Raw genomic sequence first — 12256 nt, 5'->3', positions numbered from 1 at the left:
GGCCCGGTGATGGCGGCGGGCATCGCTCTTCGCGACGCGGCCCCGTAGACTTGGTGGATCCAAGGCAATATGTCAGACTTTAGCGCGGCCGGGACGGTGAGGGGCCGCGGCGGGCGATGGGGGTCGGGAAATGTTCGATGGTATCGACATCGTGGTCCTGCCGGTGGCCGACACCGAACCTCTGCTCGGCCTTTACGTGGACGCGATGGGCTTCGAGATCGTCGAGGAGGGACCCGTCGAGGACCCCGAGACCTGGGCGGGCCTGTGGGACCTGCCGCGGCCTCCCACGTCCTCCGTCCTGCTCGGCAAGCACGGAAGCAAGGGCGGATGGATCCGGCTCGTCGCCGTGCCCGGCCTTCCGCGCCCCGACGCCGCCGGCCGCCCCGACCGTCCCGGGCCCTACGCGCTCGACTTCTACCTGCGCGACCCCGCCGCCACCGAGGACATGATCGCCGAGCGCGGGTGGACGTTCGTCGCCGACCCCGTCGACTACCTCCTCCCGGGCACCGAGTACCCGGTCAGGGAGCGCATGCTCGACCAGACCGTCTCGGGGCTGCGGCACGCGTTCGTCCAGTACCGCGAAGGCCGGACGCGGTGCGTCCTCGGCGAACGGCCCGAGGTCGACGTCAGCGAGGTCAACGCCATCGTGTTCGCCACCGGCGACCTCCCCGGCGCGCGGGCGTTCGTGGAGGACGTCCTCGGCGGCCGCGTCTACTTCTCGGATCGCTTCGATGGCCCCGCGGTGGAGCGGCTGCTCGGACTAGCCTCCGGTGAGGGCTTCGACGCCGTCATCGCCCGGGGCCCGACGTCCCGGAATGCCCGCCTGGAGTTCGTCCAGCACATCACTCCCGCCGAACCCCGGCCGCCGCACGCCTACCCGAGGGCCGTCGCGGGCTGTGCGATGAACGATCTCGAAGCCCTCGCCGCCGGGTTTGCCAGTGGCGATCACGGCCCTTCCACGGGTGTCATCGAGACCGCCGAAGGTCCTCAGTTGGGCCTGCGTTCCCGCTACGGCGCCTGCTTCCAGTTCTGGCAGCGTTCCCCCGGTCTCTAGGGCCTGGTGGAATGCCGACTCCCGCGTGGCGGGTCAGGGGTTGCCGGGTCGCCGTCAAGGTGATCCGGGGTCGCACCCTGCTCAACGGCGTGTCGTACGAGCGACACCAGCCACGAGTTCAGGGAGCGGTCGTCGGCTTGCGCGGCGGCCTTGGCCCTGTCGTAGAGATCTTCGGGTAGCCGGAAGTTGAACTTGATCACGCTTGTAGGGTGGCCCTAGAATGGGGCCATGGCAAGGTTCCGCATGTATCCGACGGGTGAGCAGGAACAGCAGATGCTGCTGCACTGCGCGCACGCCCGGTATGTGTGGAACCTGGCGGTCGAGCAGCACCGGCACTGGCGTCCGGGACGCGGGTCCGTGCCGGGGTTCGCCGAGCAGTGCCGCCAGCTCACCGAGGCCCGCACTGCCAACGAGTGGTTGCGGGCCGGGAACGCCGACGTGCAGCAGCAGGCACTGAAGGACTTCGCCAACGCCAAGCAGGCGTTCTTCAACTCCGGGTTCGGTGAGCCGACCTGGCGCAAGAAGTACCGGCATGAGGGATTCCGGGTCATCGGCACCGACCGCGTCCCGGCCTTTGCCCCCGGCGGTGAGCCGTTGCTCAACGCCAAGGGCAAGCAGGTTCAGCACCGGCATGTGAGGGTGGAGAAGCTGAACCGGCGGTGGGCGCGGGTCAAAGTGCCCGGCTGCGGCTGGGTAAGGTTCCGCCTCACCCGCCGCTGCCTCCCCGACGCCAAGACGTTCCGTGTCACTTTCCGCAATGGGCAATGGCACATCGCGTTCGCGGTGATCCCGGATCCGATCGATGGGCCGGGCAGGGGTGAGGTCATCGGCATCGACCGGGGTGTGAAGATCACAGCCGCCCTGTCGGACGGCCGCAGGCTGAACTGCCCGCAACTCACCGGCAGGGAGCGGGCGCGGATCCGCAAACACCAGCGTCGCGCCGCCCGCGCGCCCAGGGGCAGCGAGCGCAAGAGAGCCGAGTACGCCAAGGCCGCCGGTCTCAAGGCCCGTGAGGCCGACCTCCGCAAGGACTGGTGCGAGAAGACCAGCTCGATGCTCGCCCGGTCCTTCGATGTGATCCGGTTCGAGAAACTGCACATCGCCAACATGACCGCCTCCGCGCGGGGGGACGGTCGAGCAGCCCGGCCGCCGCGTCCGGCAGAAGGCCGGGCTCAACAGGGCGATCCTCGCCCAGGGCTGGGGCCTGCTCCGCCGGCGCACCGGGCATAAGGCGCCCGGCCGGATCGAAGACGTTCCCGCCCCCTACACGAGTCTGCGGTGCAGCGCCTGCGGATGGATCGAGAAGAACTCGCGCAAGAGCCAAGCCGAGTTCGTCTGCGTGTCCTGCGGGTTCAGTTGCAACGCCGACACCAACGCAGCCGTCAACATCGCTGCGGGCAACACCGCGTTTGGGCACCACCGCATTGATCAGTATCGCGGCAGGACAGGGCGGAATTCCCCGCCCCCGGCGTTCAGCCGGTGCCGGAGGGGCAACACCGCGCAAGCGGCCGAGTGTCCGTGAACCTCAACCCGCACGGGTTGGAATCCCCCTCTCTCAAGAGGGGGAGGATGTCAATTCTGGCAGCGCTGAGGGTCGGCACGTGCCCTGCGGCGACGGACGCCGGGACGCGCTCCCGGCCCGGGGCCGGAGAGCTGCCGGGAACCGCCGCCGGTCGGCAGTCCGGCCACGTCGATGAGGAAGTCACAGGAGGCGCGCTATCTCGTCGAGCATGACCTCGGTCGACCCGCCGCCGATGGCGAGGAAGCGGGCGTCCCGGGCGATGCGCTCGACCGCCGACCCCGCGACGAACCCGTTGCCGCCGTTGAACTGGACGCACTTGTACGCCAGCTCGTTGACGATCTCCGGAATCGACGACTTCAGCACCGCCGCGTGCGTCCGCGGATCCTCACCGGCGTCCGCGAGCGCGGCCGTGTGGTAGAGCAGCGTCTTGGCGGACGCGAGGCGTGCGGTGAACCGGGCCATCTCGTGCCGGAGCGCTTGCAGGTCCCAGAGCGTCCTGCCGTAGGCGGGCCGGGCGTGCAGCCAGGCGGCGGTCTCCGCGAGCGCGGCCTCCCCCAGGCCGACGGCCTGCGCGGCGAGGCCGATCCGCTCGTGGTCGAGGCCCCGCATCATCCAGCGGAACCCCTCCCCCTCCTCGCCCAGGCGGTTGCGCGCGGGCACGCGGCACCCGTCGAACACCAGCTCACCGGTGTCGGACGACCGCCAGCCCGTCTTCTCGAACGTCCGCCCGTTGGACAGGCCGGGCGTACCGCGCTCCACGACGAACAGCGACAGCCCGTGCCGTCCAGGCTCGCCCGTCCGGGCGACGACGAAGAACAGGCCGGCGATGTTCGCGTTCGTGATGAACGTCTTGCGGCCGTCGAGGACGTAGGAGTCCCCGTCGCGGCGTGCGCGGACGGCGAGGCGGGTCAGGTCCGAGCTGGCGTCCGGCTCGGTCACGGCGAGCGCGCTGATCTTCCGGCCGGACAGGACGTCCGGGAGGAACCGGCGCCGCTGCTCGTCGTCGCCCGCGCGGGACAGGTGAAGCGCGGAGAAGTCGGTGTGCACCGTGACCGAGCTGGCCACGCCGCCGAACGTGGAACGCCCGAGTTCCTCGTTCAGGACGACCGCGCCGCGCGTCCCCGCGCCGCCCCCGCCGTGCTCGGCGGGGAACGAAAGGCCGAGGAAGCCCAGCCTGCCCAGCTCGGCGAACGCCTCGTCCGGGACCCGCAGCTCCGACTCCCACGCGGGTGCGCGCGGGACGACGTAGTCCCGCACGAACCGGCGCAGGACGTCCCGCAGGGCCCGGTGCTCCTCGTCCAGGAACGTGTCATCGAGCCGGAGGGAGTCGATGACACGGTTGCTAGCGGCCATGGGCCCGGGGCGCGCGGGGCGCGAAGGTCGTCATGGCGCTGATCAGCGTGGCGTCGCGGCCGGGCGCGGCGACCCACTGCAGGCCGATCGGGAGCCCGTCGCGGTCGGTGCCGAGCGGCTGCGTCCCGCAGGGGAGCGCGGCCAGGTTCGCCAGGACGTTGTACCGCAGGTGCGCGGCGGCCATCGTCACCTCCGTTCCACCGACCGGGACCATCCCGTCGGCGACGGCGTCCACGCGGGGCGCGACGCACGGCATCGTGGGCATCATGAGCAGGTCGACGCCGGACAGCGCCGCGAGCGCCTCACCGCGCAGCACGTTCCGCACCCGCTGCGCCCGCACGTACGCGCCGGCGGGAACCTCGCCCGCGAGGTCGAGCATGGCGTGCACGTCCGCGCCGAAAAGCTCCTCCGCACCGGCCCCGCGCCGCTCCCGGTGGTAGTCCAGGCATTCCGCGAGGATGATCGTCATGCCCGCGGCGGCGGCGGCCCAGCCGTGCGGGATCTCGACGTCCACGATCTCGCCGCCCATGTCGCGGACGGTCGCGAACGCCTCCTCGGCCGCCGCGCCGACGTCGGCGTCGATGGGCTCGTCCAGCGTGCCCGCCGGCACCCCGATCCGCAGGCCCTCGAACCCGGCCGGACGGGCCGCGCCGCCCGCCGGGGAGATGATCCCGAGGGCGGACGCCGACGCCGCGATGTCCCCGGCCGTCGCGGCGATCAGCCCGACCCGGTCCAGCGACCACGCGAGCGGCAGCACGCCGTCGCCCGGCAGCCGCCCCGGCGACGGGACGAACCCGGCCGTCCCGCAGTAGGCGGACGGGATCCGCACCGAGCCCGCGGTGTCGCTGCCGAGGGCGAGCCGCACGTGCCCGGCGGCGACGGCCGCCGCCGACCCGCCGGACGAACCGCCCGGGATCCGCGCCGTGTCGTGCGGGTTGCGGGTCGGCGGCGTCGTGCCGCCGAACGCGTACTCGTGCGTGGTCGTCTTGCCGACGATCACGGCCCCCGCCTCCCGGAGCCGCGTCACGCAACCCGCGTCGGCCGCCGGGACGCGTTCCCGCCCGGGGCCGGAGAGCTGCCGGGAACCGCCGCCGGTCGGCAGCCCGGCCACGTCGATGAGATCCTTCACCCCGACCGGGAGGCCGTGCAGCGGACCGCGCCCGGCGCCCTGTTCGGCCTGGGCGCGGGCGCCTTCGGCGTCCACGAGCGCCCAAGCGCGGATCTCGCCGTCGGTGGCGGCGATCCGCTCCAGTGCCCGCTCGACCGCATCGCCCGGCTCATACTCGTGGCTGGGCGGCCCGGCCGGGACGGGCGACGCGGTGTCGGCCGGTGGGTCGCCCTGGAAGAGCGCGCCCGGCAGGCCCGCCTCGTCCAACCGGATGCGGTAGAGCCGCTCCAGATCGGCGTGAAGGGGGCCGCCCGAGAGGGGAGCCCCCGTCCCCGAACCCATCACGCCCCCAGATATGCGGAACGGACGACGTCGTCGTTGGTCAGTTCCTCGATGCTGCCCTCGACCACGACCGCCCCCTGCCGCAGCAGGTAGCCCCGGTCGGCGAGCTCGAAGGCCAGCGGCGCGTTCTGCTCGATGAGCAGGATCGACAGCCCGCCCTCGCGCAGCGCCGCCAGCGCGTCGAACACCTCACCGGTGATCTTGGGGGACAGGCCCATGGACGGCTCGTCCAGGATCAGGATCTCCGGCTCGGCCATCAGCGCGCGGCCCACCGCCACCATCTGCTGCTCCCCGCCGGACATCGTCGAGGTCTGCTGGTCGGCGCGCTTGCGCAGAATGGGGAACAGGTCCATGACCTTCTCCAGCCTCTCCCCGACGACCGCCTTCGGCACCTTCCCGTGGTAGCAGCCGAGCTCCAGGTTCGTCCGGACGGTCTGCTCCACGAAGAGGTGCCGTCCCTCCAAGACGCTGCCGATGCCGCGCGTGACGGCCTCGTGCGGGCGCTTGGACATCGGCTCGCCGTTCACCAGCAGCTCGCCCTCGGCCGGACGGTAGAGACCGCCCGCGATCCGCGCCAGGGTCGTCTTGCCCGCGCCGTTCGGCCCGATAACGCAGACCGCCTCACCCCGGTCCACATGCAGGTCAACGCCCCGCAGCGCGCTGATCGCCCCGTACCGGTAGACGACGCCGCGCGCTTCCAGCAGCGGCCTGTCACGCTCCTGCGACTGCGCCATCACTCCTCCTCGTCCGTGGGAACGGGGGCCTCGACCTCGGACGCCCGGTGGTGCCGGCCGCCCAGATACGCCTCCAGGACCGCCGGGTCCTCGGTGACCTCCGCCGGCGTGCCGCGCGCGATGACCTTCCCGAAGTCGAGCACCGTGCAGGACTCGCAGACGGCGTGCACGAGGTCCATGTGGTGCTCGACGAGGATCACGGTGACGCCCGCGTCGCGCATCTCCCGCAGCATGTCCGCGAGGTCGTTGCGCTCCTGCGGGCTGAGGCCGGCGGCGGGCTCGTCCAGCAGGACGACCGCCGGGTCGGCCACCATCACCCGCGCCAGCTCGACCCGGCGCTGCAGCCCGTACGACAGCGCCGCGGCCGGCTCGTCGGCGAGCCCGCCGAGCGACAGCCGGTCGAGAACGGTCTCGACCCGCTCCCTGGCCTGCGCCGGGCCGGTCGTCGTCCGCGCCGCGGTCACCATGTTCTCCCGGACCGACATGCTGGAGAACAACCGGACGGTCTGGAACGTCCGCACCAGCCGCGCCCGCTTCACCAGCCGGTGGCTCGGCCAGCGGGTCACGTCCTCGCCGCCGATCAGCACCGACCCGCTCGACGGGCGCTGCAGACCGCTCAGGACGTTCAGCAGCGTCGTCTTGCCCGCGCCGTTCGGGCCGATGATCCCGTGGATCTCGCCCTTGGCGGCGGAGAAGCTCACGTCCGAGACGGCCGTCAGCCCGCCGAAGCGCCGCGTGATGCCGCGCGCCTCGGCCGTTCCCGGTGTCCTCACTTCGATCCCTCCGTGACCGTGGTGCCCGTTCCCGGCCCGCCCCGTGACACCCGGGCCAGCAGCGCGCGGCCCAGCCTGAACAGCCCCGCGAGCCCGTCCGGCACCAGCGCCATGAACGCGACGACGACGATTCCGAGCACGGTCAGCGCCCACGAGCCGCCGCCGGGCACCACCGAGATCAGCCAGGTGACCAGCGCCGCGCCGAGCACCGCGCCGTAGATGTTGCCGAGACCGCCGAGGATCACCATGACGAACAGCTGGATCGAGATCGCCGTGGAGAACAGCGACGGGTCGATGGCCGTCTGCAGCGGGGCGTTGACGCCGCCCGCCACCGCGCCGATCGCGGCGGAGATCGCGAACACCTGCACCTTGCGGGCGGTGATGTTCACCCCGACCGACCGGGCGGCGACCTCGTCGTCCCGGAGCGCCGCCAGTTCCCGGCCCATCCGGGCCGACAGCAGCCACCGCGACCCGAGCAGCACCAGGACCAGCGTGACCGCGACGAGCAGATACTGGTCGCGCGGGTCGATCAGCCGGTACCCGAAGATCTCCGGGAACGGGATCGGCGCGTACCCGTTGGCGCCGCCGAGCGGGCCCGGCAGCATCAGGAACGCGTGGATGCCGGTCCCGACCGCGAGCGTCGCCATCGCGAGGTAGTGGCCGCGCAGCCGCAGCGCGATATAGCCGACCAGCACACCGATGACCAGCGACAGGACGACGCCGAGGACGAGCGCGGGCAGGAACGGGATCTCCCGGTCGAGCATCAGGTAGGCGGTGCCGTAGGCGCCGATGGCCATGAACCCGGCCTGGCCGAGCGCGAGCTGCCCCGCGCCGCCGATGGCCAGGGTCAGGCCGACCGCCGCGATGGCCGCGACGCCGATGTTCACGCCGAGGGCCAGGTCGGTCGCGCCCGGGAACACGAAGGCGAAGCCGATCAGGATGACGGCCGCCGCGAGGGTGGGACCCAGGTGCCGCCCGGCCCGGAGGGCGAATGCTCTGTCAGGCAAGGCGCTGCCTCCTCAGTCCGAACAGGCCGTTCGGCATCACTAGCAGGATGATGATCAGTGCGATCAGCACGATCGGGTCGACGTAGCTGTTCGGGATCACCGCCGCCAGCTCGCTCTCGAACACGCCGAGCAGCACCGCGCCCACCAGGACGCCGCGCGTGCTGGCGAGGCCGCCGAGCACCGCCCCGGTGAAGCCCTTCAGCGTCAGCGCCGTGCCGAGCGCGCCGCCCGCGAGGGTGATCGGGGCGACCAGCACGCCGGCGAGCGCGGCCAGCCCGAACGCCAGCGCGAACGCGATGGCCCGCATCCGCGAGACGTTGATGCCGACCGCCGTGGCGGCGAGCGGGTCGGTCGCCGCGGCCACCATGCCGCGGCCGGTACGGGACCGTCCCAGCAGCATCGCGAGCCCGATCCCGACGGCGACGACCACCGCCCAGACCAGCAGGTCCTGGTAGCCGATCCGCATTTCGCCGATCTCGATCGCGCCGGCGCGCACGGGCGGGAACGGCTTGCCGTCCGGGCCCCAGATGATCTGGCCGCCGTTGGCGAACACCAGCATGATCCCGACGGTCGCCGCGATCGCGGCGATGGGGCCGTTGCCCTGCGTCGGCAGGATCACGATCGCGTCATAGGCGATGCCGAGAAGGAGCCCCGCGATCAGCACGATCAGCGCGACCAGCAGGATCGTGGACAGCCCCTGGTTGACCAGGGTGAGGCCGATCAGGCCGCCGATGATCACCTTGTCGCCCTGGGCGAAGTCGATGACCCCCGTCATCTTGAAGACGAGGTGGAAGCCCAGCGCGACGAGGGCGTAGATGGCGCCGAGCGTCAGACCGGAGACTAGAAGGTCGATGATGCGCACGTGCGGGTTCCTTCTGGGAGGACGGCGGCCGGGCCGGTGCCCGGCCCGGCCGCCGTCATCTGCTGCTTGACGAGATCAGTCCTGTCCCGGGATCGCGTACTGGCCGTCCTTGAAGGTGACCGGCTTGAACGCGTCGGCGTTGGGTCCGCCGCGCCACTCGGAGGTGTAGGCGAGCTTGCCGACGATGCTTTCGTAGTTGAGCGACTCGATCGCCTTGGAGATGTCCTCGCCCTTGTAGGCGCCGGCCTTCTCGATGGCCGCGGCGGCGAGCTTCACGGCCACGTACGCGTACGCGCCCAGCACCGTCGCGTCATGGCCGAACTTCGCCTTGTACGCGTCGAGGAACTTCTTGGTCTCCGGGTCGGGGTCCCCGTAGTTGACCGCCGTCAGCGAGACGATCTTGTTGGCCGCGGGGCCCGCGGTCTTCGGCACGAAGTCGGCGGAGTAGGCCAGGTCGCCGATGATCTCGCCGTCGAAGCCCGTCGCGCCCACGTTCTTCAGCAGGAGCGCGTCGCTGGAGCCGCCGGCGCCGTACAGGAAGATCGCGTCCGGGTTCTTGGCGGCCGCCTTGCCCGCCTGCGCGGTGAAGTCGAACTTGCCGGGGTCGAAGCCCTCGGAGTTGACGATGGAGATCCCGCCCGCCTTGGCGGCGTTCGAGATGTCGGTGTTGCCGGCCTGCCCGTACGGGTTGTTCGCGTAGATGATCGCCGCGGTCTTGGCGTCCTTGGACTTGGCGTACTCGACCATGGCCTCGGAGTTGGCCTTGCCCGGCAGCGGCACCTCGAAGACGTGCTTGGTGCCGTTGGCGACCTCGGGCTGCGCGACCAGCAGGATCTGCGTGACGCCGTACTGGTCGGCGAGCGGGGCCACGGCCTTGGCGTTCGCGGAGATGCCGGGCCCGATCACGATGGGCACCTTGGTGTCGGTGGCGAGCTTCTTGAACCCGGCGGTGGTCAGGTTCACCGAGCCCTGGTCGTCCACCTCCTCCAGCTTGAGCTTGCGGCCCTTGACGCCGCCGGCCGCGTTGATCTCCTCGACGGCCAGCTGCATTCCCCGGGCCTCCTGCTGCCCGACCGCGCCGAGGGCGCCGGTGGTCGAGTTCAGGACGCCGATGGTGTAGGTGTCGCCGGATGCATCAGATGTATCCGAACCGGACGACCCGCAGGCCGTCACGGACACGGCCAAAGCGGTGAGGACCGCGATGACCGCGTGGCCACGCATGGCTGCTCTCATGGTGTCTCCTCATTGATCGCCTTGGTCGGGCGATGCAAGGCACCCCCTCGAAACCCGGGGAGTGAATACGTCAGAGTTTGCAGGATGTAGTCGGGTGAGGACAAGTCCCGGCCGGTGGCGTTCTCGCTGGTCCGCCCCCGAGGAAGATCGTTCGGACCGCCTCGCGGAGGGTCGCCGCGCAGGTGTCGCGACGCCCCCTTCCGCTTGCGGCACAGGGATCACGGCGTGTGGTTCACGCCGGGGAAACCCCTGTACGGAGGGCATCTCGCCGGGTCGCGGGAGATGCTCATCCGCCGGGTCCGCCGCACCGGGCCGGGTTGGCCCGGCCGGTGCGTCCGGTGGGCTCGACCCGAGCCCCGCCGTCTCCTAGAGTGTAAACCTCAGTCTTTTACACTCATGCACCATGATGCCCTATGAAAGCCCAAATCGGGCGGGGCTGTCGAACAGGTCAGACTTACCAACAGGGAGGCCAGTGTGCGCCCGACACCCGAGACCCCGTCGGCGGAGCTGGACGAGCTGCGCGAAACCGTCCTGCGGACCTGCCGCGATTTCGGGCACGAGTACTACGTGCGCTCGTCCGCCACCGGGGACAACGCGCGCGAGCTGTGGCGTGCCCTGGGCGGGATCGGCGCCCTCGGAGCCGGCATCTCCGAGGAGCACGGCGGAGCCGGCGCGGGCGTCGAGGCCCTCGCCGTCGCGGCCGAGGCGGTCGCCGAAGCCGGCGTCCCGCTCATGCTCATCGCACTCTCACCCGCCGTCTGCGCCACCATGCTCGACGGCTTCGGCTCCCCCGCCCAGAAGGCCGAATGGCTGCCGGGCCTGGCCGACGGCTCCCGGATACTCGGCTTCGCCATCACCGAACCCGACGCGGGATCCAACACCCACAACATCCGCATGCGCGCCCGCCGGGACGGCGACACGTGGGTCCTGTCAGGCCAGAAGTACTACGTCTCCCACGTCGACAACGCCGACGCACTCCTCACCGTCGCCCGCGCCGATGACGAACTGAAGGTCTTCATCGTCCCCACCGACGCCCCCGGCCTCACCAAGAGCCCCATCGAGGTCGAGATCCTGTCTCCCGAGCGTCAGTACAGCGTCTTCTACGACGATGTCCGCCTGGACGACTCCGCGGTAGTCGGCGCCGACGCCGGAATGGCCGTCCTGTACGCGGGCCTCAATCCCGAACGCATCATCAGCGCGGCCCTGCTGAACGGCATCGCCAGGTACGCGATCGACATCGCCGCCGCCTACGCCCGCGAACGCATCGTCTGGAACGTTCCGATCGGCGCGCACCAGGCCGTCTCCCACCCTCTGGCCCGAGCCGAGACGGCCCTGGCGGCCTCCCGCCTCCTCACCGCCTCCGCCGCCCGCGCGTTCGACCGCGGCGAACCCGGCGGCGTGGAAGCGGCCATGGCGAAGCTCACCGCCTCCGAAGCCGCCTCCTCGGCGCTCGACGCCGCCATGCAGACCCTCGGCGGCAACGGCATGTCCCGCGAATACGGCCTCGCCACCCTCCACGGCCTCGTCCGCCTCTTCCGGATCGCGCCGGTCAGCTCCGAAATGCTGCTGAACCACGTCGCGCACAAGCGCCTGTCCCTGCCCAGGTCCTACTGATGCGTGTCCAACGCGAGGGCGCGCTGGTCAGGGCGACCCTGTCGCGCCCACCGGTCAACGCCCTCGACTCGGCGACCTACCGGCGCCTCACCGCCGTCTGCGCCGCCATGGGGCCGGACGAGTGCCTCCTGATCGACGCGACCGGCCACGTCTTCAGCGCTGGACACGACCGCGGCGAACCCGCCGACGGCGAAAGCCTCACCACCGGCGCCGCCGCCCTGACCGCCGTCCTGCGCTGCCCGGCCCCCGTGGTCGTGGCGGCGCAGGGCCCGGCGATCGGCGCCGGAGCCCTCCTCCTCGCCGCCGCCGACATCCCGGTCATCGCATCGGACGCCTGGCTGAAACTCCCCGAACTCGACGTCGGCGTGACCGTGGGCCATGCCATCCTCAGCCGACTCCTCCCACCCGCGCTGGCGAGCCGCGCCCTCCTGACCTCCGAGCGAATCCCCGCCGCGCTTCTGGGCACCGCCGTCATCTGCCCCCCGGACGACCTCCCCGCGGTCGCGGCGAACGCGGCCGAGACCGTCCTGAGTAAACCCCCCGGTCTGGTCGCGCTGGCCCGCCGGAGCTGGGGAGAACGGGAACAGGCCGCCACCGCCTACGAAGCCGAAGTGACGGCCTTCCAAGCCCGCAACTCCTGACCAGGCCGGCGCA

13 protein-coding genes are annotated in these 12256 nt (G+C 71.5%); 5 read left to right on the top strand and 8 right to left on the bottom strand.

All coding sequences use genetic code 11. The features are described 5' to 3' along the window. Positions 1-130 precede the first annotated feature (130 nt). The gene (locus AB0C35_RS32740; protein ID WP_358464508.1) at positions 131-1054 is read left to right on the top strand and encodes a hypothetical protein; all 924 of its coding nucleotides are present in this window, start codon (positions 131-133) and stop codon (positions 1052-1054) included. On the opposite strand, the gene AB0C35_RS32735 is transcribed toward AB0C35_RS32740, so the two are convergent. After that, positions 1051-1254, bottom strand: coding sequence for an Arc family DNA-binding protein (locus tag AB0C35_RS32735; RefSeq protein ID WP_358464505.1), 204 nt, complete (start codon positions 1252-1254; stop codon positions 1051-1053). The two genes, AB0C35_RS32740 and AB0C35_RS32735, sit on opposite strands and share 4 nt — an antisense overlap. 28 nt (positions 1255-1282) lie before the next feature. Here AB0C35_RS32735 and AB0C35_RS32730 point away from each other — a divergent pair, with 28 nt between their 5' ends. Next, positions 1283-2284: a transposase gene (locus AB0C35_RS32730; protein ID WP_358464502.1), complete on the top strand. Its 1002-nt coding sequence runs from the start codon at positions 1283-1285 to the stop codon at positions 2282-2284. Beyond that, on the top strand, positions 2238-2576 hold the full coding sequence (locus AB0C35_RS32725) for a zinc ribbon domain-containing protein (protein WP_358464686.1): 339 nt from the start codon (positions 2238-2240) through the stop codon (positions 2574-2576). The genes AB0C35_RS32730 and AB0C35_RS32725 overlap by 47 nt, the downstream gene beginning before the upstream one ends. A 180-nt stretch (positions 2577-2756) precedes the next feature. Here the strand turns inward: AB0C35_RS32725 and AB0C35_RS32720 are convergent, their stop codons facing one another. From AB0C35_RS32720 to AB0C35_RS32690, 7 genes are all read right to left on the bottom strand, one after another. Next, complete coding sequence (locus AB0C35_RS32720) at positions 2757-3929, bottom strand: acyl-CoA dehydrogenase family protein (protein ID WP_358464499.1); 1173 nt, start codon at positions 3927-3929, stop codon at positions 2757-2759. Continuing rightward, positions 3919-5379 (bottom strand): amidase, encoded by a 1461-nt coding sequence (locus AB0C35_RS32715; protein WP_358464496.1) that lies wholly within the window; start codon positions 5377-5379, stop codon positions 3919-3921. Before AB0C35_RS32715 ends, AB0C35_RS32720 begins: the two co-directional genes overlap by 11 nt. After that, complete coding sequence (locus AB0C35_RS32710; protein ID WP_358464493.1) at positions 5379-6113, bottom strand: ABC transporter ATP-binding protein; 735 nt, start codon at positions 6111-6113, stop codon at positions 5379-5381. Before AB0C35_RS32710 ends, AB0C35_RS32715 begins: the two co-directional genes overlap by 1 nt. After that, entirely contained in the window at positions 6113-6886 is a 774-nt protein-coding gene (locus AB0C35_RS32705; RefSeq protein ID WP_358464490.1) for an ABC transporter ATP-binding protein, read from the bottom strand. Before AB0C35_RS32705 ends, AB0C35_RS32710 begins: the two co-directional genes overlap by 1 nt. Further along, positions 6883-7893: a branched-chain amino acid ABC transporter permease gene (locus AB0C35_RS32700; RefSeq protein WP_358464487.1), complete on the bottom strand. Its 1011-nt coding sequence runs from the start codon at positions 7891-7893 to the stop codon at positions 6883-6885. The genes AB0C35_RS32705 and AB0C35_RS32700 overlap by 4 nt, the downstream gene beginning before the upstream one ends. Next, a complete protein-coding gene (locus AB0C35_RS32695; RefSeq protein ID WP_358464484.1) occupies positions 7886-8755 on the bottom strand; it encodes a branched-chain amino acid ABC transporter permease in 870 nt (289 codons plus the stop codon). The genes AB0C35_RS32700 and AB0C35_RS32695 overlap by 8 nt, the downstream gene beginning before the upstream one ends. A gap of 75 nt (positions 8756-8830) precedes the next feature. Continuing rightward, positions 8831-9988 (bottom strand): ABC transporter substrate-binding protein, encoded by a 1158-nt coding sequence (locus AB0C35_RS32690; RefSeq protein ID WP_358464481.1) that lies wholly within the window; start codon positions 9986-9988, stop codon positions 8831-8833. Between the two features lie 474 nt (positions 9989-10462). Between AB0C35_RS32690 and AB0C35_RS32685 the strand changes: the two genes are divergently transcribed. Next, positions 10463-11602 carry an acyl-CoA dehydrogenase family protein gene (locus tag AB0C35_RS32685; protein WP_358464478.1) on the top strand — a complete coding sequence of 380 codons (1140 nt, stop codon included), beginning with the start codon at positions 10463-10465 and terminating at the stop codon, positions 11600-11602. Next, positions 11602-12243 (top strand): enoyl-CoA hydratase-related protein, encoded by a 642-nt coding sequence (locus AB0C35_RS32680; protein WP_358464475.1) that lies wholly within the window; start codon positions 11602-11604, stop codon positions 12241-12243. Before AB0C35_RS32685 ends, AB0C35_RS32680 begins: the two co-directional genes overlap by 1 nt. Positions 12244-12256 lie beyond the last annotated feature (13 nt).

This window comes from Spirillospora sp. NPDC048819 (assembly GCF_040650055.1).
In the GTDB taxonomy this organism is placed as follows: Bacteria; Actinomycetota; Actinomycetes; order Streptosporangiales; family Streptosporangiaceae; genus Spirillospora.
The sequence above is the reverse complement of the archived record's forward strand: the minus strand, read 5'-3'. Positions and strand labels throughout refer to the sequence as shown.